Annotated in this window: 21 protein-coding genes; 8 read left to right on the top strand and 13 right to left on the bottom strand. The window is 73.8% G+C overall.

What is annotated here, in order from left to right; all coding sequences use genetic code 11:
- Positions 1-3: 3 nt before the first annotated feature.
- Positions 4-423 carry a winged helix-turn-helix transcriptional regulator gene (locus ACFYNX_RS29050; protein WP_388665573.1) on the bottom strand — a complete coding sequence of 140 codons (420 nt, stop codon included), beginning with the start codon at positions 421-423 and terminating at the stop codon, positions 4-6.
- 124 nt (positions 424-547) lie between these two features.
- Between ACFYNX_RS29050 and ACFYNX_RS29045 the strand changes: the two genes are divergently transcribed.
- Positions 548-1,459, top strand: coding sequence for an NAD(P)-dependent oxidoreductase (locus tag ACFYNX_RS29045; protein ID WP_388665571.1), 912 nt, complete (start codon positions 548-550; stop codon positions 1,457-1,459).
- 23 nt (positions 1,460-1,482) lie between these two features.
- On the opposite strand, the gene ACFYNX_RS29040 is transcribed toward ACFYNX_RS29045, so the two are convergent.
- The 6 genes from ACFYNX_RS29040 to ACFYNX_RS29015 form a co-directional block, all read right to left on the bottom strand.
- Complete coding sequence (locus ACFYNX_RS29040; protein ID WP_388665570.1) at positions 1,483-2,019, bottom strand: CchlQ; 537 nt, start codon at positions 2,017-2,019, stop codon at positions 1,483-1,485.
- 197 nt (positions 2,020-2,216) lie between these two features.
- Positions 2,217-3,140: an NADP-dependent oxidoreductase gene (locus ACFYNX_RS29035; RefSeq protein ID WP_388665568.1), complete on the bottom strand. Its 924-nt coding sequence runs from the start codon at positions 3,138-3,140 to the stop codon at positions 2,217-2,219.
- Positions 3,141-3,246: 106 nt separating this feature from the next.
- Positions 3,247-3,642, bottom strand: coding sequence for a MerR family transcriptional regulator (locus tag ACFYNX_RS29030; protein ID WP_388665566.1), 396 nt, complete (start codon positions 3,640-3,642; stop codon positions 3,247-3,249).
- A gap of 124 nt (positions 3,643-3,766) precedes the next feature.
- Complete coding sequence (locus tag ACFYNX_RS29025) at positions 3,767-4,552, bottom strand: SDR family NAD(P)-dependent oxidoreductase (RefSeq protein WP_388665564.1); 786 nt, start codon at positions 4,550-4,552, stop codon at positions 3,767-3,769.
- Between the two features lie 11 nt (positions 4,553-4,563).
- The gene (locus ACFYNX_RS29020) at positions 4,564-4,803 is read right to left on the bottom strand and encodes a DUF397 domain-containing protein (protein ID WP_388665562.1); all 240 of its coding nucleotides are present in this window, start codon (positions 4,801-4,803) and stop codon (positions 4,564-4,566) included.
- Positions 4,800-5,657 (bottom strand): helix-turn-helix domain-containing protein, encoded by an 858-nt coding sequence (locus tag ACFYNX_RS29015; protein WP_388665844.1) that lies wholly within the window; start codon positions 5,655-5,657, stop codon positions 4,800-4,802. The genes ACFYNX_RS29020 and ACFYNX_RS29015 overlap by 4 nt, the downstream gene beginning before the upstream one ends.
- Positions 5,658-5,808: 151 nt before the next feature.
- Between ACFYNX_RS29015 and ACFYNX_RS29010 the strand changes: the two genes are divergently transcribed.
- The gene (locus ACFYNX_RS29010; protein WP_388665560.1) at positions 5,809-6,276 is read left to right on the top strand and encodes an ATP-binding protein; all 468 of its coding nucleotides are present in this window, start codon (positions 5,809-5,811) and stop codon (positions 6,274-6,276) included.
- Here ACFYNX_RS29010 and fusA read toward each other — a convergent pair.
- Together fusA and ACFYNX_RS29000 are read right to left on the bottom strand one after the other, a co-directional pair.
- Positions 6,236-8,254 carry an elongation factor G gene (gene fusA / locus ACFYNX_RS29005; RefSeq protein WP_388665558.1) on the bottom strand — a complete coding sequence of 673 codons (2,019 nt, stop codon included), beginning with the start codon at positions 8,252-8,254 and terminating at the stop codon, positions 6,236-6,238. The two genes, ACFYNX_RS29010 and fusA, sit on opposite strands and share 41 nt — an antisense overlap.
- Positions 8,255-8,708: 454 nt before the next feature.
- Complete coding sequence (locus tag ACFYNX_RS29000; RefSeq protein ID WP_388665556.1) at positions 8,709-9,125, bottom strand: VOC family protein; 417 nt, start codon at positions 9,123-9,125, stop codon at positions 8,709-8,711.
- Between the two features lie 58 nt (positions 9,126-9,183).
- Between ACFYNX_RS29000 and ACFYNX_RS28995 the strand changes: the two genes are divergently transcribed.
- From ACFYNX_RS28995 to ACFYNX_RS28985, 3 genes are all read left to right on the top strand, one after another.
- Entirely contained in the window at positions 9,184-9,831 is a 648-nt protein-coding gene (locus ACFYNX_RS28995; protein ID WP_388665554.1) for a nucleoside/nucleotide kinase family protein, read from the top strand.
- 96 nt (positions 9,832-9,927) lie between these two features.
- Positions 9,928-10,452, top strand: coding sequence for a tetratricopeptide repeat protein (locus ACFYNX_RS28990; protein WP_365541916.1), 525 nt, complete (start codon positions 9,928-9,930; stop codon positions 10,450-10,452).
- A gap of 110 nt (positions 10,453-10,562) precedes the next feature.
- Positions 10,563-11,522, top strand: a complete 960-nt coding sequence (locus ACFYNX_RS28985) for a hypothetical protein (RefSeq protein WP_388665552.1) — start codon at positions 10,563-10,565, stop codon at positions 11,520-11,522.
- 164 nt (positions 11,523-11,686) lie between these two features.
- Here the strand turns inward: ACFYNX_RS28985 and treZ are convergent, their stop codons facing one another.
- Positions 11,687-13,438 (bottom strand): malto-oligosyltrehalose trehalohydrolase, encoded by a 1,752-nt coding sequence (gene treZ, locus ACFYNX_RS28980; protein ID WP_388665842.1) that lies wholly within the window; start codon positions 13,436-13,438, stop codon positions 11,687-11,689.
- Between the two features lie 72 nt (positions 13,439-13,510).
- Positions 13,511-14,467: a GNAT family N-acetyltransferase gene (locus tag ACFYNX_RS28975; RefSeq protein ID WP_388665840.1), complete on the bottom strand. Its 957-nt coding sequence runs from the start codon at positions 14,465-14,467 to the stop codon at positions 13,511-13,513.
- A gap of 194 nt (positions 14,468-14,661) precedes the next feature.
- On the opposite strand from ACFYNX_RS28975, the gene ACFYNX_RS28970 reads away from it, so the two are divergent.
- The 3 genes from ACFYNX_RS28970 (at position 14,662) to ACFYNX_RS28960 (ending at position 17,250) form a co-directional block, all read left to right on the top strand.
- On the top strand, positions 14,662-15,210 hold the full coding sequence (locus tag ACFYNX_RS28970) for a DUF1707 and FHA domain-containing protein (protein WP_365541639.1): 549 nt from the start codon (positions 14,662-14,664) through the stop codon (positions 15,208-15,210).
- Between the two features lie 408 nt (positions 15,211-15,618).
- Positions 15,619-16,686, top strand: a complete 1,068-nt coding sequence (locus tag ACFYNX_RS28965; RefSeq protein ID WP_388665550.1) for a cytochrome P450 — start codon at positions 15,619-15,621, stop codon at positions 16,684-16,686.
- Positions 16,687-16,770: 84 nt separating this feature from the next.
- Complete coding sequence (locus ACFYNX_RS28960; RefSeq protein ID WP_388665548.1) at positions 16,771-17,250, top strand: hypothetical protein; 480 nt, start codon at positions 16,771-16,773, stop codon at positions 17,248-17,250.
- A gap of 61 nt (positions 17,251-17,311) precedes the next feature.
- On the opposite strand, the gene treY is transcribed toward ACFYNX_RS28960, so the two are convergent.
- Positions 17,312-19,684, bottom strand: coding sequence for a malto-oligosyltrehalose synthase (gene treY / locus ACFYNX_RS28955; protein ID WP_388665546.1), 2,373 nt, complete (start codon positions 19,682-19,684; stop codon positions 17,312-17,314).
- A gap of 174 nt (positions 19,685-19,858) precedes the next feature.
- Positions 19,859-21,982 (bottom strand): glycogen debranching protein GlgX, encoded by a 2,124-nt coding sequence (glgX, locus tag ACFYNX_RS28950; RefSeq protein ID WP_365541632.1) that lies wholly within the window; start codon positions 21,980-21,982, stop codon positions 19,859-19,861.
- Positions 21,983-22,219 lie beyond the last annotated feature (237 nt).

The following is a 22,219-nucleotide window of genomic DNA, read 5'->3' as shown; positions in this document are numbered from 1 at the left end:
CTGTCAGCGCCGCCGCGGCGGCTCCACCGAATAACCGGGTCGCGCCTCCGCCACCGGCCCCTGCCCCGCGTCGACGGGGACCTTCTCCGCGCCGATCCGCCGCATCCGTTCGGTGCCCCACTCGCCGAGGGAGGTCAGGGCGGCGTTGAGCGAGGCGCCGTGCTCCGTCAGGGAGTACTCGACCTTCGGCGGCACCTCGGGGTACACCTCGCGGTGCACGAGCCCGTCCTCCTCCATCTCCCGCAGGTGCTGGACGAGCATCTTCTCGCTGACGCCCGGCAGGCCGCGCCGGAGCTCGGCGAACCGGCGGATCCCGTGGTGGTGCAGCTCCCAGAGGATCAGCGACTTCCACTTGCCGGTGACCACATCCATCGCCGCGTCGATCCCGCAGAAGTAGGGACCGCGTCGTGCCGACGTCGCCATCAGCCCTCCCTCGCACCGCACTTACCCCGGGGTGAGTACCCCACTCATTAGTCCGTACTGGTCAACCCTACCGGCGGCGCAGAGGATCGAAGGAGAACGAGGAACACGAGAGGGAGCACCGAGGATGACGACTGACGGCAACGGCAACGGCAACGGCAATGGCAACGGCGACGGCGGCGTCCGGGTGAGCGTGCTCGGCCTGGGAGCGATGGGCAGCGCGCTCGCGGCCGCCCTGGTGAAGGCCGGACACACGACGACGGTCTGGAACCGGTCGCCAGGAAGGGCGGACGGCCTCGTCGCCCTCGGCGCGCGGCCCGCCGCCACGGCCGGTGACGCGATCCGGGCCGGAGATCTGGTGATCGTCTGCCTCCTCGACCACGCGTCGGTCCACGAGGTGCTCGACCCCCTCTCCGGCGACCTGGCCGGGCGGGCCCTGGTCAATGTGACCACCACGTCCCCCGAGCAGTCGCGCGAACTGGCCGCCTGGGCCGACCGGGCCGGAATCGCCCACCTGGACGGCGGGATCATGGCCGTACCCCAGATGATCGGCGGGCCCGGCTCCTCGGTCCTCTACAGCGGATCGGCCGACGTCTTCCACCGCTACGAGGCGCTGTTCGACCTGTGGGGGACCAGTGCCTACTTCGGCGAGGACGCCGGCCTCGCGTCCCTGTACGACCTCGCCCTGCTCGCGGGCATGTACGTCATGTTCGCCGGGTTCGTGCAGGGCGCCGCCATGGTCGCGCCGGCCGGGGTGTCGGCGCGCGAGTTCGCCGCCAGGGCCGCGCCCTGGCTGACCGCGATGACCGGCTCCTTCCAGGGGTTCGCCGAGGTGATCGACGGCGGGGACTACACCGTGGCAGGACAGCAGAGCCTGGACTTCTCCGACCTCGGCGACATCCTGGCCGCCGGTTCCGCCCAGGGCGTCGGCACCGAGCCGGTCGCCATGGTCCAGGAACTGATCCGGCGACAGATCGAAGCGGGCCACGGGGCGGAGGGTTTCGCCCGTATCTTCGAGAGCGTCAGGCGCCCGGCCTGATTCGAGAGCGTCAGGCACCCGGCCTAAGCCGTGCGCCCCGCGCAGTGCGGGCAGCGCTCGCGGCCGTCCCACGCGGACCAGCCGAAGTCGGCCGGGGCGAGGGCGCGGCCCTCCAACTCGTCGCGGACGGCCTCGCGGTAGGCCCAGACGGCGTCCAGGTAGGGGTGGTAGACGTCGTGGAAGGCGGGGTCCGCGACCCCGGCGCCCCCGGCGACCGCCCTCCGGAGGTCACGGAGGCGTTCGAACATGGTCTGGCCCGCCCCCGCGATCCCGGCGCTGCCGTCGAGGAAGAGGCGCTCGCGCACCTCGTAGACCCGCGCGTCCGTCAGCGCCGAGCGGCTCGCCTCTTCCAGGCCGTCCCCACCACCGCTCTGCGCGAGTCGCCGCAGCTCGGTGTGGGCCGCGCCCGCCGCCGCGATGAACTCGGTGTAGACCTCCCGGCGGCGCTCCTGAAGCCCCCGCCGGTGCTCCTGGCGGGTGCGCAGGCGGTCGGCCAGGACCGTGCCCGCTATCGCGATCAGACCGCCGCCCAGCGTGGCGACCAGCGTTCCCCACTCCATACCGCGTCCCCGTCCCCCGCCCGGTGTTCCGGAAGGGCGCCCCCGCGCCCTCTCCTCCCGCAGATCATGCCCGACACCGGGACCTGCGGGGCGGGGAACCGGCCGGGGGACGAGGCATGCCCGGATGACGCGCCGACCACGGGTTCTCGCCGGTCCCCGTAAGGGGCGGGCGGCGGCGTCGGGCGGCCGGGCGTTTCTCATGCCACCTCGATGACGACCTTGCCCGAGGCGTGACCGTTCTCGACGGCGGCGAGGGCGGCCGGGGCCTCGGAGAGCGGATGGACCGCGGTGATGACGGGGGCGAGGACTCCGTCGAGGGCCAGCCGGGCCGACCGCTCCAGGTTCTCGCGGTCGACACGGCGCTCGACGAAACGCCCGCCGAGACCGGACACGGACGCATCACCCACGGCGATGACGTCGCGGGGATCCCGGGCCAGCGGAGCGACCGTCCGCAGCGAGGCGCCTCCGACCAGGTCGACGATCCCGTCGAAGCCGCCCGGAACCAGCTCGCGTGCCGCGATGGCGACGTCCTCGGCGGTGTAGTCGACGAACCGCACCCCGATGTCCTCGGCGTGCTCGCGTTTGGCGGTGCTCCCGGTGCCGATCACGCGCAGCCCGCGCCCGGTGGCCAGCCGGGCGACGGCGAGGCCGACCCCGCCCCCGACCCCGTTGACCAGGACCGTGGCACCGGCCGGCAGTCCGAGCTGGTCGAGCACGTCCACCGCGGTCGTCCCGGCCACCGGCAGCGTCGCCGCCACGGCCGCGGACAGGCCCGCCGGGATGCGCGCGGTGTTCGGCGCGGACAGCACCGTGGTCTCGGCATAGGTGCCGCCGCCGGTCAGCGCGAAGCCGAAGACCGCGTCGCCCACCTCGAACCCGGTGACGTCCTCGCCCCGGGCGAGAACGGTTCCGGCCGCCTCCATGCCCAGCACGCGGGGAAACGGACGCCCGCCGTCCAGCCCGTCGACCGGACCCGAGCGCAGAAGGTGGTCGAGGGGATTCACGCCGGCGACCTCGACCCGGATCAGTACCTCATCGCGACCGGGTACGGGATCGGGACGATCGAAGAGCTCCTGCACCTCGGGCCCGCCGTACTCGTGGAAACCCCATGCCTGCCCCATCTTCCGCCGCCTCTCGTATGGCCGGCCCGGTGCTTCCGGGCGCCGTCGCCATCCTCACCTCTGCCATTGGTGTCAGGGGCAACCGGCTGAGACGCGGATCACGGCATCAGGTCGACCGTGCCACCGGTTCCGGGGCCGTGGACAGCTCCGCACGGTGCCGACTGTTGGCCCCGATCAGCACGTCGAGTGCGTTCCGGGTATCGATCAGGTGCGCGATGTCGGCGTCGATCCGGTCGCGCTCGCGCATCATCGCCGTGAACGTCTCCTCGGCGACGTCCAGGTCACCCGGGACGTCCACACACGGCAGCACGGTCGCGATCACCCGGCTGGACATCCCCGCGTCGAACAACTGCCGGATGAGCGACACGCGCTGGACCGCGCCCTCGGAATAGTGACGCTGCCCCGCGCCGGAGCGCGAGCTGGTCAGCAGTCCCTGGTCTTCGTAGTACCGCAGTGAGCGCGGACTCACGCCCGTGCGCCGGGCAAGCTCGCCTATCCGCATCCTCGAGACCCTACGCCCACAGCCCCCGGGTTCAGGCCGCCGACGAGTCATGGACGCTTGCGGGCGCCTCGCAAGGATGCCGTCCGTACCCGCCCGGCCTGCCGCTGTCGAGGGTGAGGGAGGCTCAGTGGACCGAGAGGCCGCCGTCCACGAAGAGGGAGTGACCGGTGACGTACGCGGAGGCCGCGCTCGCCAGGAAGACGGCCGCGCCCGCGAAGTCCTCCGCGAGCCCGTTGCGGCCGACCATCGTGCGGGCGGCGAGCGCGGCGACCTTCTCCGGGTCGGAGGAGAGCCGCTCGTTGAGCGGGGTCATCACGAAACCGGGTACGAGCGTGTTGGCCGTGACCCCGTACGCCGACCACGCCTCCGCCTGCGAACGGGCCAGCGACTCCAGCCCGCCCTTCGACACCCCGTACGCCCCGCTCTGCACGAACGCGCGGTGCGCCTGCTGCGAGGTGACGTGAATGATCCGCCCGAAGCCGCGCCCGGCCATCCCGGGTCCGAACCGCTGACCCAGCAGGAACGGCGCCTCCAGGTTCACGGTCATCGTCGCGTCCCAGACGTCCTCGCCCAGTTCGCCCAGCGGCGGGCGGAGGTTGATCCCCGCCGAGTTCACCAGGACGTCCGGCTCGCCGAACACGGCCGCCACCTCCTCGGCCCCGGCCCTGATCCCCTCCCGGGTGCTCAGGTCCGCGCTCACCCAGGCCACCCGGCAGCCGGCGGCCGTCAGCTCGTCCACGGTCGCGACGAGGTCCGCCTCCTTGCGCGCGAGCACGACCACCTTCGCTCCGGCCCGCGCCAGGGCCCCGGCGATGGCCCGGCCGATACCGGAACTGCCTCCCGTGACGAGGGCGGTGCGCCCGTCGAGCGAGAAGAGGCCGGAGAGGTAGTCGGCCGGGGTCGTGCTCATGGTGACGTCCTTCAGCTCAGCCGGGTCAGGAACGAGGTCCAGGCGGCGGAGGAGAGCGCGAGCTGCGGACCGGTGACGTTCTTGGAGTCGCGGACGTGGACGGTGGAGGGGCAGGAGGCGACCTCGACGCAGTCGCCGTCGCTTCCGCTGCTGTAGCTGGACTTGTGCCAGGAGAGGGCGACCTCTACGCAGTCGCCGTCACCGCTGCTGCTGTAGCTGCTCTTGAACCAGGCAAGGTCTGTGGTGCTCATAGTGCTCCTCGGATCTCCCGCAGCAGGCTCACGGACTCCTCGAAGGACAGAGCCTGTGACCGCATCCTGGCATACCGCTTGTGCAGGATGCTGACCTCTTTGCGGTCGGCGATGAGCTGGGCGATGCGCTGTCCTTCGCAGTACGCATACCACCTGTTCTCAGGGGTTTCCAGGAGTTGCATGGGTCCACCGAGTCCCGCGTGGTGCTCCTGTGCCTGCGGCATGATCTGGAACTCGACGTTGCGGCGCTCGCAGAGGTCGAGGATGTGGTCGATCTGCTCGCGCATGACCTCCGCCCCGCCCGTCCTGCGCCGCAGGACGTGCTCCTCCACGATGAAGCTGTATGTCGTGTCCGGGCGGTCCGTCAGTAACTTCTTCCGCTCGATCCTGGCCGCCATCTGCGCCTTGATCTGGTCGTCGCCCAGCGCCGGGATCTGTTCGTGGAACAGGATGTTCGCGTACGCCGGTGACTGGAGCAGCCCCGGCACCAGCCGGTTCTCGTACGTGTACAGGGACACGGCCTCCGCCTCCAACCTGGCCCACGGCCGGAACCAGCTCGCGAGGCCCGGCTTGCGGCTCAGGTGTCTCGACGCGTCCTTGAGCGCCCCGAATCCGTCGAGCACCACCTCCGCCTGCTCCACGAAGCCGGGAGGCGGGAAGCGGCGTCCCTGTTCGATGGAGGCGATCGTCGGCAGCGAGTACCCGACCCTCGGCGCGAACGCCTCCTGCGTGAGGCCCGCCCGTTTGCGGAAGGCCTTGACCACCGCCCCGAACGTCTTCAGGCTGTCCGACGTCTCCGGTTCGCCCCGCCCCTGGGACCCCTCCGCCACGTCCTCCGGAACCTCGTCCGTCACCCCGGCCACCTCCCGCACCCGTGCGCTCGTCTGGAACGGGTCAATCGTCACGGATGGTGACCGGTACGGTCCAGAGGGTGAACCCGTACGCTGTCGCAGCGTACGGGTTTCTGAGCTGGCAACCCTCCCCGCGCGACGCCACATTGACCCCATGACCTCCCCCGTGACCCGCGAAGTGCCCGTCACCGTACGTGTGTTCGCGCAGCGCTTCAGCTCGACCCCGCGCGGCGCCCGGCTCGCCCGGCGGCTCGCCGTGCTCCAGCTCGACCGCTGGGGCGTCCCGTACGACTCCGAGACCTCCGAGACCGCCGCGCTGCTCGTCGCGGAACTCGCCGCGAACGCCGTCACCCACGGCCGGGTGCCCGGACGCGACTGCGAGCTGACGCTCTCGTACGCGCCCGGACAGGTGCTCCGGATCGACGTCTCCGACACCCGGGGCGAGCGGCGGCCCGCCCCCGGCGAGCGGGGGTCGCTCGACGAGGGCGGGCGCGGGCTGCTCCTGGTCGGGGCGCTGGCCTCGCGGTGGGCCGTGCTCGACCGCGTACCGGTCGGGAAGACCGTACGGGCCGAGCTCGACCTCAGCCCCGGGCCGGCTCGTACCCCGCCGGGCGGGTCGTGAAGGTGCCCCGGCCCTGCGTGCGGCCGCGCAGGCGGGACGCGTAGCCGAACAGCTCGGCCAGCGGCACCGTCGCCGCCACCACCGCCGTACCGCCCCGGGCCGTCCGGTCGTTCACCCGGCCCCGGCGGGCCGCGAGGTCGCCGAGGACGGCGCCGACCGACTCCGCCGGGACGGTGACGGTCACCTCGGCCACCGGCTCCAGGAGGGTCATCGCGCTCGCCCGGAGCGCCTCGCGCAGGGCGAAGCGCCCCGCCGTGCGGAACGCCATCTCCGAGGAGTCCTTCGGATGCGTGGCGCCGTCCGTGAGCGTGACCCGGACGCCGGTCACCGGGTGGCCGCCGAGGGGGCCCTCCAGGAGGGCGTCCCGGCAGCCGGCCTCGACCGCGCGGACGTACTCCTGCGGGACGCGACCGCCCGTGACGGTGGAGGTGAAGACGAACTCCTCGTCTCCTTCCAGGGGTTCGAGGTCGATGACGACGTGGGCGAACTGGCCCGCACCGCCGTCCTGTTTGACGTGGCGGTACAGCAGGCCGGTGACGCCCTTCGCCACCGTCTCGCGGTACGCCACCTGGGGGCGCCCGACCGTGACCTCCAGGCCCCGGTCGCGGCGCAGCTTCTCCACCGCGACCTCCAGGTGCAGTTCGCCCAGGCCGGACAGGACGGTCTGGCCCGTCTCCGGGTCGGACCGGACGACGAGCGACGGGTCCTCCTCCGACAGGCGGGCGAGGGCCGTCGCCAGGCGGCCGGTGTCGGTGCTGCGGCGGGCCTCGACGGCGACCGACACGACCGGGTCGGCGGTCGTCGGCGGTTCGAGGACGACCGGCGCGGCCGGATCGCACAGGGTCGCCCCGGCGCGGACGGCCTTCGGGCCGACGACGGCGACGATGTCACCGGCACGCGCCGCCTCGACCTCCGTCGCCCGGTCCGCCTGCACGCGCAGGATGCGGGCGATCCGCTCGGTGCGTCCGCCGACGGCGTCCAGCACGGTGTCCCCCTTCCCGATCGTGCCCGCGTAGACGCGGACGTACGTCATGCGGCCGGTGGCCGTGGCGTTCACCTTGAAGGCGAGCGCGGTGAACGGAGCCTCCGGGTCCGCCGGGACCTCGCCGCGCACGGGCGGCATGTCCGACGGGGCCGGGAGGTAGGCGACGACGGCGTCGAGCAGGGGCTCGATGCCCCGGTTGCGGTAGGCCGAGCCGCACAGCACGACCACGGCCTCCCCGGCGAGGGTGAGGTCGCGGAGCGCGCCCCGCAGGGTCTCCTCGGCGAGCCGCTCATGGGCGAGGAACTCCTCGAAGGCGCCCGTGTGCAGCTCCGCCACGGCCTCCTCCAGGCGGCGCCGACGCTGTCGGGCCTCGTCCAACAGGCCCTCGGGAACGCCCTGTTCGGTGTACGCGTCGGCGCCGTCGACCCACACGTACGCCCGCATCCGGAGCAGGTCCACGACGCCGGTGAAGCCGTCCTCGCTCCCGACGGGGAGCTGAACGGGGAGCGGTACGGCCCCGAGCCGGTCGCGGATCGACTCCACGGCGGCGTCGAGGTCCGCGCCCGCCCGGTCCAGCTTGTTGACGAACGCGAGGCGCGGGACGCCGTGCCGGTCGGCCTGCCGCCACACCGTCTCGCTCTGCGGCTCGACGCCCGCGACGGCGTCGAAGACGGCCACCGCGCCGTCGAGGACGCGCAGCGAGCGCTCGACCTCGTCGGAGAAGTCGACGTGGCCGGGCGTGTCGATCAGGTTGATCCGGTGACCGGCCCAGTCGCAGCTCACGGCCGCCGCGAAGATCGTGATGCCCCGGTCCCGCTCCTGCGGGTCGAAGTCGGTGACGGTGGTGCCGTCGTGGACCTCGCCCCGCTTGTGGACGGCCCCGGTCAGGTACAGGACCCGCTCGGTGACGGTGGTCTTGCCGGCGTCGACGTGGGCCAGGATGCCGAGGTTGCGGACGGTGGTGATGCCGGCGGTGGTGTCAGGGGTACGCACGGTTCTCGTGCCTTTCGCTGCTGCGGTGGTGGAACGGGCAGCGCGATTCCCGGGCGACGCTCAGGTACGGAAGGCGTACGGGGTCGTCACGGGCGGCGATGGCGGGCGCGCAGCCGCCACCGCTCGGCCGAGGAGGCGAGGATCACGTCGTACCGGGCGCGGGAGGGGGACACGGCGACGGCGGCGTGGCTGCGCACGGTCTTCTCCCCTCGATCGGACGCGCGGACGGATGCGCGGACGTCTGTCGGCGGCACCGAACGGTGCGCCGGGACGTGAGTGTAGGGAGCCGGGCGCGCGGCGCGACAGCGGTTTTCCGCTCCGGGGCGCGGGCGCGCCCCGGAGAGCAACGGGCGACCCCTTGGCAGGAGTTGCCCGGCTCCTCGCCGCCGGTCCTGGCCGCGTCCGGATCGACGGCCGTCGCGCGTTCCGTACCCGGTCGACTCCCCCAGGAGGCCTACGCGCCCGCGTCCGCCGGCTGGAGCAGGTCCCAGCGGTTGCCGTACAGGTCCTCGAAGACGGCGACGGAGCCGTACGGCTCGTGGCGCGGCTCCTCCAGGAACTTCACGCCGGCCGCCGTCATGCGGGCGTGGTCGCGGGCGAAGTCCCCGGTGTGGAGGAAGAAGCCGACCCGGCCGCCGGTCTGGTTGCCGATCGCGGCCTCCTCGGCCTCGTTCTTGGCACGGGCGAGGAGCAGGCCCGCGTTCCCGAGGCCGCCGACCCCGGCCGCGCCGCGCGGCCGGACGACGACCCAGCGGGTGCCGTCGCCCCGGTCGGTGTCCTCGACGAGGTCGAAGCCGAGGGCGTCGGTGTAGAAGGCGACGGCCTCGTCGTAGTCACGGACGACGAGGGTGACGAGTGCGATGGACGGCATGGAGCCAAAAGTAATACGTATGGATCTACCCGCGTCAATCGCCACGCCCACTGCGACCATGTCCGACATGGACACGCAACAATTCGAGCACCTCGCGGCCCGCGCGCGGACCCTGGCGGAGCCCGGACCCGCAGGGGCGCGGCGCCGGATCCTGGGGCTCGCCGGACCGCCGGGCGCCGGAAAGTCCACGCTCGCCGCCCGGCTCGTCGACCGCCTCGGCGGCCTCGCGGTCCTCGTCCCCATGGACGGCTTCCACCTCGCCCAGGCCGAGCTGGTACGCCTCGGCCGGGCGGACAGGAAGGGCGCCCCCGACACCTTCGACGCCGCCGGGTACGCCGCGCTCCTCGCCCGGCTGCGCGCCCCCGAGCCCGGCACCACCGTCTACGCTCCCGCCTTCGACCGCTCCCTGGAGGAGCCGGTCGCCGGGTCGGTCCCCGTCGGCCCCGACGTCCCGCTCGTCGTCACCGAGGGCAACTACCTCCTGCACGACGAGGGCGCCTGGGCCGGGGTCCTGCCCCTCCTCGACGAGGCCTGGTACCTCGACCTGGACGCCCGGCTCCGCGTCCCCCGCCTGATCGACCGCCACGTCCGCTTCGGCAAGGACCGCACCCGCGCCGAACACTGGGTCCACACCTCCGACGAGCTCAACGCCCGACTCGTCGCCCGGAGCCGGGACCGCGCCCACCTCGTCGTACCGATGGGTTAGCGGTGCGGCTGCCCGTCACCCGTCGCCCGGCCGCGCCCGCCCCAGCCCTCCCCGCCCGCCCTCCGGCGGAGCCGCGCCGTCCTCTAGGGTGCCGCCATGACCGACGACCAGGACTGGGAGCGCCGGATCGCCGCGCTCTGGGAGCGCATCGACGACCACGAGCCCGCCGACTTCCGTGCCCGCGTGGCCGGACTGGCCGCCGAGCGGCCCGACGACGACGCCGCCGCGCTCTTCGAGCAGGGCGCCGCCCACGACTCCACCGGCCTGCCGGAGGAGGCCGTCGCGCTCTACCGGCGCGCCCTCGACCACGGACTCACCGGGCTGCGCCGCCGCCGGGCCGTGATCCAGCTCGCCAGCAGCCTGCGCAACCTCGGCCGGCCCGACCTCGCCGTGGAGCTCCTCACCGCCGAACGGGACCTGCCCGCCGACCGGCTCGACGCCGACGAGAAGGCCCTCGCCGGGGCCGTCGACGCCTTCCTCGCGCTCGCCCTGGCCGACACCGGCCGCGACCGCGAGGCCGCCTCCCTGGCCCTGGGCGCCCTCGCCCCCCTGCTGCCCCGCTACAACCGCTCCCTCGCCCACTACGCCCGCGCCCTCCTCACCGCCCCCGACGGCTCCTGAGCGCGAGCACGGCGAACCCGACCGGCCCGCGGACGAGTTGACCCGACCGAAAGGGAGCCGACATCCGCAGTCGCTACCCTGGGACCGACGGCGACGGAAGGCGGGCGGGCGTGGGCTGGCTGCGGCGGGGACCCAGGCGGGACGGCGACGACGCGCCGAGGGATCCCGAGTTCGCGTACTTCTCCCGGAACGAGGCCGCGCTCTTCCGGGGCCGGGTCCGGGCGACCTTCGCCGAGCTCGGCCTGGAGGTCACCGTCTACGCCGACCACGTCGTCGACGACCGGGGACGCCGCTTCGGGCTCACCAACCTCGCCGCCGTCTGCCACCAGGACCGGCGCGGCCCCCGCGTCTGGCCCGGACTGGTCCGCCGGCACATCGAGCTGGTCGTCCGGGCCATGGACGGCCCCTCCGCGCTCGACACCCTCCCGCCCGAGCAGATCCGCTCCCAGCTCTACCCCCGGGTCGTCAGCGGCGACGGCATCGACGCCGCTTCCTTCGGGTACGCCAGGACCGTCGCCCCCGGCCTGTACGAGGTCCTCGCCCTCGACCTGCCCGAGAGCGTCATGATGCTCACCGACGACGCCCTCGCCCGGCTCGGGGACCACGCCCACCTGCGCGACCGGGCCCTGCGCAACCTGCGCGGCCTTCCCGTCGAGGGGCACGAGACCGTCCGCGACGCCGACGGCATGTGCTTCGAGGTCGTCCTCGGCGACTCCTTCTACACCGCGAGCCGCGTCCTCGACCTCGACGGGGTCGCCCGGCGCGTCACCGGCCTCCCGCTCGGCGAGCACGGAGCCCTGGTCGCCCTGCCCTTCCGGCACCAGCTCGCCTTCCACCCCATCCGGGACACCACCGTCATCCCCGCCCTCGGCGCCATGGCCTCCTTCGCCGCCACCGGGTACGAGGACACCCCGGGCGCCATCAGCCCGTACGTCTTCTGGTGGCGCGACGGCACCCTCACCCAGCTCAGCGAGCGCGACGAGGAGCGCGGCGACCTGCGGATCGTCGTCGGCGACGACTTCCAGGAGCTTCTGGAACGGCTCATCGCCCAGGGGCCCGACCGCCGCTGAGGGGGCGCGGCGCAGGCCCTCGCCGGGCGGGATGCCGTACGTCCGGGCCGCGGCGGGTCGCAACGGGCCGCGGCAGCACACCGCGGATCGCAGCACACCGCGGATCGCAGCGGTCCGAGAAGGAGCCCCCGTGCCGAGCGGCCCCGACGACGCCCCCGCCCCCGTCAGCCGTCCGACAGGACCACCGCCGACTCCGCCGGCACCCGCAGGACCCCGTCCGCCGCCGGCGGGTCGACCGGCTCCCAGGACGCCAGGACCCGGTCCCGGCCGTTGGAGCCCAGCGGGATCACCGCCGGCTCCTTGCCCAGGTTCACCGCCACCCGCAGGTCCCCGCGCCGGAAGACCAGCCAGCGGTCCTCCTCGTCGTAGGCGACCTTCACGCCCCCCAGGTCCGGGTCCGTCAGGTCCGGCAGCGTGCGGCGCAGCGCGATCAGCTCCCGGTGCCAGGCGAGCAGCCGCTTGTGCGGGTCCTCCTCGCGCTCGCTCCGGTCCAGGACCGAGCGGTCCCGGGTGGCCCGGTCCTGCGGGTCGGGCACCTCGTTCTCGTCCCAGCCGTGCTCCGCGAACTCCCGCCGCCGCCCCCGCCGCACGGCCTCCGCGAGCTCCGGGTCGGTGTGGTCGGTGAAGTACTGCCAGGGCGTCGTCGCCCCCCACTCCTCGCCCATGAACAGCATCGGCACCGACGGCCCGGTCAGGACCAGGGCCGCCGCGCAGGCGAGCAGCCCGGGGGAGACCGAGGCCGAGAGGCGGTCCCCGAGGGCCCGGTTGCCGATCTGGTCGTGCGTCTGCGCGTATCCGAGGAAGCGGTGGGCGGGGGTCCGCTCCCGGTCCACCGGCCGCCCGTGGTGGCGGCCCCGGAAGCTGGAGTACGTGCCGTCGTGGAAGAAGACGTGCGTCAGCGTCTTGGCCAGCGCGGCGATCGGCGCCCGCGCGAAGTCGGCGTAGTAGCCCTGCGACTCGCCGGTCAGGGCGGTGTGCAGGGCATGGTGGAAGTCGTCGTTCCACTGGGCGTGGAGCCCGACCCCGCCCAGCGCGCGGGGGGTGGTCGTGCGCGGGTCGCCCATGTCGGACTCGGCGATCAGGAAGTGCTGGCGGCCCTGCTCCCGCGCCAGCTCGTCCACGGCCGCCGACAGCTCCTCCAGGAACGTCAGCGCCCGCGTGTCCGCGAGCGCGTGCACCGCGTCGAGCCGCAGCCCGTCGATCCGGTAGTCCCGCAGCCAGGCGAGCGCGCTCCCCAGGAAGTACGCCCGCACCTCGTCCGAACCGGCCGCGTCCAGGTTCACCGCCGAGCCCCACGGGGTGTGGTGGGTGTCCGTGAAGTACGGCCCGAAGGCGGGCAGGTAGTTGCCCGAGGGCCCCAGGTGGTTGTGGACCACGTCCAGGACCACGCCCATCCCGAGCCCGTGGGCCGCGTCCACGAACCGCTTCAGCGCCCCGGGACCGCCGTACGGCTCGTGCACCGCCCACGGCGCCACCCCGTCGTACCCCCAGCCCCACGTCCCGGGGAACGGGCACAGCGGCATCAGCTCCACATGGGTGATGCCGAGGCCCGCCAGCTCCCCGAGGCGCCCGGCCGCCGCGTCGAGCGTGCCCTCGGGGGTGAAGGTGCCCACGTGCAGCTCGTACAGGACGCCGCCGCGCAGCCGCAGCGTCGGGGACCCGTTCCGCCAGGCGTACGCGGAGTGGTCGACGACCGCGCTCCGGCCGTCGGGCCCGTCGGGCAGCCTGCGGGAGCGGGGGTCGGGCAGCACGGGCCCGTCGTCCAGGGCGAAGCCGTACCGGTCGCCGTCCCCGGCGGGCGCCACGCCCGTCCACCAGCCGTCCCGCTCGGCGTCCCGCTCCAGGGGGTGGCCGGTGCCGTTCAGCTCCAGCGTCACCCGGTCACGGGCGTTCGGCGCCCACACCTCGAAGAGCACGGGAATCCCCTCGTCGTCGGAACCAGTCGGCCGTGCGGTGGTCACGGCCGGTCACCGCGACCATCCTGGCAGTCAGGACCCCGGCGTGCCCGGCGCGTCCCACACGTAGTTGATCGCGCGCTCGAACGTGTCGTAGCCCGTACGGGCGAAGGAGGCCGCCATCGGCACGTTCCCCAGGTCCGTGGCCGCCCGGATCCGGGGCACGTCGGCGGCGGCCAGGATCCGGGTCCCCTCCGCCAGGACGTCGTCGATGTACCCGTGCCCCCGGTGGGCGGGCAGCACACCGACGTACGCGATCGTGTGGTGGTAGTTGTTCCGGGCGGGCACGACGAAGCCGACCGGCTCGCCGGTCTCCGGCAGCGTCGCCACCCGCCACCACTCCCGGGGCGAGGAGTAGTGGGCGAACTCCTCGTCGTAGTGCCGCTCCGCCACCTCCCGCGCCGGGAGCCCGGACGCCAGGTCGGCCCGCCCGTGCGCGTCGAGGGTGCCGTCGAGCACCGGCACCATCAGGGAGACGAGGTCCTCGCGGTCCCGCACCGGACGGAACCCCAGGCGCCCCTTCGGCTCCGGTACGGGGGTGCCGGGCCGCCACTCCAGGCGCAGCCGCTCCACGAGGGGACGGGCGCCGGAGCGCTCCAGGACGGCGAAGAGCGACTCCAGGTGCGCCCGGGTCTCGGGGACCTCGCGCCAGTCGGCGGGGAGGAACCGCCCGTACTCGGGGCGCCGCGCCCCCGCCGGGACGACCGCAGCCGTCGCCGTCTCCAGGAGCCGCAGGCCGACGTCGGCGCGGTCCCCGTCGGACAGCTCCGGGTCCAGGTCGAAGAAGTCGAGCGCCTGCGGTCCGGCGCCCGCCGCGTGGGTCCACCAGGCGATCCGGCCGAGGAGCCGGTCGCCGTCCAGGGCCACCCACATCCACTCCGGGAGGCGGCGGCCGGTGGCGAGGTCGTCGGCGAGCTCGTGGTCGAGCGAGTAGGCGAGACGGAGGAAGAGGTCCAGCTCCTGCGGTCCCGCGAGCGGGCGTATCGCGATCACGTGCGGTGTTCTCCCGGGGAGTTCGGTGGTGAGGCCGGGCGACCGTAGCAGTGATCCCGGAAAGGGGGTACGGAGTTCTCGGCGGGGCGCCGGAGCCGGGCGGGGGTCCTGGTGGGGCCTTCGCGGGGCCCCGGGCCCGTTTCCGGGGCCCTTCTGGACACTTCGGGCCCGTCGGACCGACAATCTCGGGTGTGACGACCCCTTTCGAGCTCCCGGCGAACTCCCCCCGGCTGACCGACGCCGAGCGGGACCGTGCGCTGGTGCTGCTCCGTGAGGGAGCCGCTCAGGGCCGCCTCTCCCACGACACCTTCCTCTTCCGGATGGAGCGCGCGCTCCAGGCCCGCCGGCCGGACGAACTCGACCTGCTCGTCGCCGACCTGAGGACCGAGGGGACCTGGACCCGGCGCGTGGTGGGCGCGGTGGAGCGGATGTCCGCCTTCACGGCGAAGCTCGGCCGCGCCTGGCACGCGGAGCGGCTGCCGAAGCTGCTGCTCCCGCACCCCGGGCCGCATCCGCTGCGGATAGGCCGCGACCCGGTCAACGGGCTGCGGCTCAGCCACGAGACGGCCTCCCGGCTGCACGCCGAACTCTCGCTCCAGGGCGGGACGTGGGTGCTGCGCGACCTCGGCTCGACGAACGGCACCACCGTCAACGGGCGCCGGGTCGCCGGCGCGGTGGTGGTGCGGCCCGGGGACGTGGTCGGCTTCGGGCAGATGGCGTTCCGCCTCTCCCACCAGTGAGCGCCACCGCATACCGCTGAGCGCCCGGAAGGTTCACCTGTTCGGCGGTACGTGAGTGGGCGCCGCGGTCCCCCGGATGGTGGGCTTGGTCCGGACGCGCGCCACGTTCTCCGGCCCGCGGCACCCACCGCCGACCGAGCAGGGGGCGTGATGACCGCCGAACCGACCCGAGGCATCCGCGACGACCGGCCGGAAGGCCGGGGCCTTCGTGACGGCCTTCCGGAAGACCGGGGCCTTCGTGACGGCCGACCGGAAAGTCGAGGCGACCGCGATCACCTCCCGGAAGGCCGGGACGTCCGTGACGGCCTCCCGGAAGGCCGGGGCGGCCGCGATCACCTCCCGGAAGGCCGGGGCGCGTACGACGACCGGCCGGAAAGGTCCGGCGGGGCCTGGACCCGGCTGCCGGCCATGAACCCGGCCGCCCCCTCGGCCGCCACCCCCGCGGAGACGGGGCCGGGCCGGAGCGCCTCCGCCGCGCGGACCGGACGGGGCGCCGCGCCCCTCCCCGGCCGCGTGCGCACCGCGCCCGTCCCGGCCACCGGCGGGACGGGCGGGACCGGCGGGCGGACCGTCGCGCCGAGCCCCCTCGACCCCGGCGCCTCGCAGGACCCGCACGGCATCCACCGCAGGCTCCGCGAGGAGTTCCCGCTGACCTACGACCCGCTGCTGCGGGCCTGGGTCCTCAGCCGGTACGCGGACGTGGCCGCCGCCCTCACCGACGGCCGCTTCACCCACGGGCACCGCCCCGGCGACCCGCCGTGCGCCCGCGCCCACGTCGACGTGGACACGGCCGCGCTGCGGTCCGTCACCGAACGCACCGCGTACGTCCTCGCCCGCCGGATCGCCGAACGGCCCCAGGCCGACCTGGTCGCCGACTTCTGCCACTGGCTGCCCGCCGGAACCGTCGCCGCCGCCGTCGGCGTCCCCTACCGGGACATGATGCGGCTCGTACGGGGCCGGGCGGCCGGGGCCCTCGCGGGGGAGTGCGGCGCCCAGATCGCCGTACGGGAGAAGGCGCTCGCCTCCTTCCTCGGCAACGTCCTCTCCGACCCCGACCAGGTCGCCGCCCTCCGCGACGCGCCCGCCGCGCTCGTGTCCCGCGCCTGGACCGAGTCGCTGCGCCGCGACCCGCCCGTGCAGATCGCGGTGCGCCGCACCGCCGCCGAGGTGCCGGTGAGCGGCGGCACCGTCCCGGCGGGCGCGTCCGTCGCGCTGCTCGTCGGCTCGGCCGGCCGGGACCCGGAGCGCTTCCGGGAGCCCGACCGCTTCGACCCGCTCCGCGACGACCCGGGCCAGCTCACCTACGGATCCGGCTTCTGCCCGGCCGTCCTCCTCGCCGGCATCGAGGCCGAGTACGCCCTGCGGGCCCTCTTCGCCGAGATGCCCCGGCTGCGCCTCGCCGACGGCTTCCGGCCCACCCCGGCGGGGCTCATCACCCGTGCCCCGCGCACCCTGATCGTCCGTCCGGGAGGCTGAGGCGCGACCCCACCGCCGCTGCTAGGGTGACGTGCGCTCGTCAACCGAGCCGTGGTTACTACCACTTTCAACGGGGTTTGAAACATGAAGAAGCGTCATGTCCGCGCACTCGCCGTCTTCGGCATCGCCCTCGTCGCCCTGACCGGCGCCCGCGGCTCGGGCGGTGGCGGCTGCGGCAGCCACAGCGGCTCCGGCTCCAGCAGCGGCGGCAGCCACCACGACAACGACGACGACAACGGCACCTCCGGCGGTTCCGTCTCCGGCGGTTCGAGCGGCGCCGACAAGGCGATACGCGACATCACCATCGCCACGTGCGCCTACGACGCGACGACCAAGAACCTCACCGCGCGCATCACCATCAAGAACGACGGCGTGCTCGACTACGACTACGACGTCACGCTGAAGTTCAAGGGCACCTCCGCGGTCCCGGCGACCGCGACCACGAACGACATCGCGGTCGCGGCGGGCGCCTCCAAGAGCGTCGACCTGTCCACCGCGTACCCCGGCACCGGCGACGGCTCCGAGTACACCAAGTGCGAGGTCACGCGGGCGAGCCGCTCCTGACCCGCACAGGAGGACGGGGGAGGGACGAGGACCGCGCCCCTCCCCGGTCCTCACCCCCTCGTCATCCCTCCCCGTCCGGGATCCGCGCGAGCAGCGCCACCGGCCGCTCCTCGAAGAGCTCCGCCAGCTTCAGCTCCGTCGCCGGGCCGCCGGTGAACTCCCGCACCCCGTCCAGGACGTCGGCCCAGCGGCCCTCCGGCAACACCAGCTCCGTGTCCTGCCAGCCGCCCATCTCCGCGAGCCGCAGCGAGAGCCGGGTCACCGCCGTCACCACCTCGCCCCCGCGGGCGAAGGCCAGGCAGTGGCCGGCGGCCGGCCCCTCGGCCGCCAGCGGCGCGTACGCCCCGCCGGGCCCGAAGGCTCCCGGGCGCTCGCGCCGCAACCGCAGCGCCGCCCGGACCAGGGCCGTCCGGTCGTCGTCCGGACCGGCCGAGAACGGGGCCCGGTTGTCCGGGTCGACGAGCGCCCGGTACTCCCGCTCCGTGTTCTGGTACAGCTCCGGCACCCCCGGCATCGTGAGCTGCGCGAGCAGCGCGCCCAGCGCGTGCGCCCGGATGTGCGGCTCCAGGGCGAAGGCCGCCTCCGAGGCCGCCCGGAGCGGGATCCGGCCGGGCCCGGCCGCCGTGAACTCGGCCACCGCCCGCTCGTACTCCTCGTCCGGCTCGGTCCAACTGGTCCTGAGCCCCGCCTCCCGCACGGACTTGAGGAGCGCGGGCACGAGCCGGTCCGCGTCCGGCGTGCCGAGGCCGAAGGCCGTCTGCCAGGCCGTCCACGCCAGGTGCTGGTCGGGCGCGGGCACCCCCGCCACCTCCCCGAGCAGCTCCGTCCACACCTCCGGGCACTGGGCGAGGACCGCGATCGCGGCCCGCACGTCCGCGCTCCGCTTGGTGTCGTGGGTGGACAGGACCGTGCCCGTGCCCGGCCAGTCCCGGGCGATCCGCAGGCAGTACGCGTGGAACTCCTCCACCGATACCGCCGGGCGCCCCGCGTCGCCGCCCACCTCGTTCGCCGAGAGCAGCGGCGTGTACCGGTAGAAGGCCCTGTCCTCCACGGACTTGGCCCGCAGCGCCGAGGAGGTCTGCGCGAACCGCGCCCGGAACGCCCGGTGCTCGGGCCCGTCGCCCCGCAGGCCGAGCGCCAGCTCCCGCACGAGGTCGACCGCCGTCGCCTCCTCCTCCACCGCGAACGCGGCCTTCGCGCCGCGCGCCGCCTCCGGGGTCAGCACCTCCTCGCCGCCGGTCCGGTAGGTCCGGTAGACCGGCACCCGGACGAGCAGCTCCCGGACCGCGGTGCGCAGCGCCCAGGGCGCGTGGTCCCGCAGGCCGGGGTCGGCGGCGCAGATCCGCTCCGCGATCCGGGTCAGCGCGGCCGTCTCGGCGGCCAGGTCGTGCCCGACCACCTCGTACGCGGCGCGCCGCTCGGTCGCCTCCCAGCGGCCGCCCCGGTCGGCGGCCTTGCCGACGTACCCCCGGTACAGCTCGGCGAGCGTGTCGGCGCCCACGGGGTCGGTGAACACCCCGTCGAGCCGCCGCAGCGCGTCGTACCCCGTGGTGCCCGCCACCGGCCAGGCGGCCGGCAGGTCCTCCGTACCGGTGAGGATCTTCTCCACCACCGTCCAGCAGCGCCCGCCGGTCGCCTCCGCCAGGTCCTCCAGATAGCCCTGCGGGTCCGCGAGGCCGTCCGGGTGGTCGATGCGCAGCCCCTCGACCACCCCGTCCGCGACCAGCTCCACGATCTTCGCGTGGGTGGCCTCGAACACCTCGGGCTCCTCCACCCGCACCCCGATGAGGTCGGAGACGGTGAAGAAGCGCCGGTAGTTCAGCTCGGTGCGGGCGAGCCGCCACCAGCCGAGCCGGTACCACTGGGCGTCGAGCAGCTCGTCCAGCGGCAGCTCCTCCGTGCCGGGGCGCAGCGGGAACTCCTGCCCGTCCAGGCGCAGCGTCCCGCCGGAGACCCGGAACCGGTCCCGTACCTCCGGGAGCCGCGCGGGCAGCACCGGGAGCAGCAGTCGGCCGTCCCCGGCGTGCCGGTCCACGTCGAACCAGCGGGCGTACGGCGAGTCGGGGCCGTCGCGGAGCACGGCGCGCAGCGCGTGGTTGTGCACGGGCGAGGCCGCCATGTGGTTGGGCACCAGGTCCACGACCAGGCCGAGCCCGTGCGCCCGCGCGGTCGCGGCCAGGGCCCGCAGCCCCTCCTCGCCCCCCAGCTCGGCCCGTACGGACCGGTGGTCGGTGACGTCGTAGCCGTGGGCCGAGCCGGGCACCGCCTCCAGGACGGGGGAGAGGTGCAGGTGGGAGACCCCGAGACCGGCCAGGTGCGGCACGGCGCGCTCGGCGGCCGCGAACGGGAAGTCCGGCTGGAGCTGGAGCCGATAGGTGGCGGTCGGCAGGGCGGTGAGGCGCGAGAGCGGGGAACGGGCCGGAAAGGAGGTCATGCGAACGTACGTACCCGGCTGGAGGGCTTCTCTGTCATCGCCGCCGCGTCCGCCCGTACCCACCGCCCCGGATTCCCCCGAAAGGATGACGCCGAACGGCCCCGCCGGTCGCCCGGCGGGGCCGTGGTCCTCACGCGGGACTCAGACGGTGCCCAGATGGCGCTCAGGCGGTGCTCAGACGGGCCGGCGCAACACGGTCAGGCTGAGCGGCGCGAGCGTCACCCGCTCGCCGCCCGCCAGCTCCGGCCCCTCGTGCGGCGGCATGCCCTGCGGGTCGGAGGTGTCCACCACCGTGTGCCAGGAGTGGCCGTGGCTGTCCGGCACCGAGAACTCCAGCTCCTTCGACGAGGCGTTGAACATCAGCAGGAAGGAGTCGTCGGCGATCCGCTCGCCCTGCGTGCCCGGCTCCGAGATCGCGTTCCCGTTGAGGAAGACGGTCAGCGCCTTGGCGTGCGCCGCCTGCCAGTCCCGGGAGGTCATCTCCTCGCCCTCGGGCGTGAACCAGGCGATGTCGGTCAGCTCGTCGTGGGTGCCCTCGACCGGCCGTCCGTGGAAGAAGCGGCGGCGCCGGAAGACAGGGTGCTCGCGGCGCAGCCGCACCATCGCCCGGGTGAAGCGGAGCAGGGTCGCCTCCACCTCGCTGTTCTCCTTGGGCCACCGCACCCAGGACACCTCGTTGTCCTGGCAGTACGCGTTGTTGTTGCCGCCCTGCGTCCGCCCGAACTCGTCGCCGTGGCTCAGCATCGGCACGCCCTGTGACAGCATCAGGGTGGCGAGGAAGTTGCGCATCTGGCGGGCGCGCAGCTCCTTGATCCCGATGTCCTCGGTCTCGCCCTCGGCCCCGCAGTTCCACGAGCGGTTGTGGCCCTCGCCGTCCCGGTTCTCCTCGCCGTTCGCCTCGTTGTGCTTCTCGTTGTACGAGACGAGGTCGCGCAGGGTGAAGCCGTCGTGGCAGGTCACGAAGTTGACCGAGGCGAGCGGTCGCCGGCCGTCGTCCTGATAGAGGTCGGAGGAGCCGGTCAGGCGGGAGGCGAACTCCGCGAGGGTGCGCGGCTCGCCCCGCCACAGGTCCCGCACGCAGTCCCGGTACTTGCCGTTCCACTCGGTCCACAGCGGCGGGAAGTTCCCCACCTGGTAGCCGCCCTCGCCCACGTCCCACGGCTCGGCGATCAGCTTGACCTGGCTCACCACCGGGTCCTGCTGCACCAGGTCGAAGAAGGACGACAGGCGGTCCACCTCGTGGAACTGGCGGGCCAGGGTGGCCGCCAGGTCGAAGCGGAAGCCGTCCACGTGCATCTCGGTCACCCAGTACCGCAGGCTGTCCATGATCATCTGGAGCACGTGCGGGGACCGCATGAGCAGCGAGTTGCCCGTGCCGGTCGTGTCGAAGTAGTGCGCGGGCGCGTCGTCCACGAGCCGGTAGTACGAGGGGTTGTCCAGGCCCTTGAAGGAGAGCGTCGGGCCCAGGTGGTTGCCCTCGGCGGTGTGGTTGTAGACCACGTCGAGGATGACCTCGATGCCCGCCTGGTGCAGCGCCCGGACCGCCGACTTGAACTCCAGGACCTGCTGGCCCCGGTCGCCCCAGGACGCGTACGCGTTGTGCGGGGCGAAGAAGCCGATCGTGTTGTAGCCCCAGTAGTTCGAGAGCCCCGCGTCCGCGAGCCGGTGGTCGTTCACGAACTGGTGGACGGGCATCAGTTCGAGGGCCGTCACCCCCAGCTCCTTCAGGTGCCCGATCACCGACGGGTGCGCCAGGCCCGCGTACGTCCCCCGCAGCTCCTCGGGGAGGTCCGGGTGCAGCATCGTCAGGCCCTTCACGTGGGCCTCGTAGATCACCGTGTGGTGGTACTCGGTGCGCGGGCGCCGGTCGTCGCCCCAGTCGAAGTACGGGTTGACCACGACCGAGGCCATCGTGTGCGGGCCCGAGTCGAGGTCGTTGCGCGCGTCCGGCTTCCCGAACGGGTAGCCGTACACCGCCTCGCTCCATCGGACCTGCCCCGACATCGCGCGCGCGTAGGGGTCGAGCAGCAGCTTCGCCGGGTTGCAGCGCAGCCCCTGCTCCGGGGCGTACGGGCCGTGCACCCGGAACCCGTACCGCTGTCCGGGCATCACGCCCGGCAGATAGGCGTGCCGCACGAACGCGTCGGTCTCGCGCAGCTCCACCGCCGTCTCCGAGCCGTCGTCGTGGAGCAGACACAGCTCGATCCTGTGGGCGGCCTCCGAGAAGACCGCGAAGTTGGTTCCCGCACCGTCATAGGTGGCGCCCAAGGGGTACGCCTGTCCCGGCCAGACCTGCATGGATACGACTATTCCTCTTCTGTCCGGGTTCCTCTGGATGGTCTTCGGCCAGATCCTGCCCGAAAGAGGCGCGAGTTCCCAGGACTTCGCCCGGTCCTGCCGGGTGACCCCCGACCGTGCGGGGGACGGGGAGGAAATGTGTACGAAATGACATCCCGCCACCCGGGGGAACGGACAACCCGGGAGACTCCGGACGGACCGCCTCCGGGGTCAACATCGGGTTCCGCCGCACCGCCC

Origin of the sequence: Streptomyces sp. NPDC007872, from assembly GCF_042868165.1 — a bacterium.
Classification (GTDB): domain Bacteria; phylum Actinomycetota; class Actinomycetes; order Streptomycetales; family Streptomycetaceae; genus Streptomyces.
Note: the sequence above shows the minus strand (reverse complement) of the source record. Positions and strands in the feature narration are given on the sequence as shown.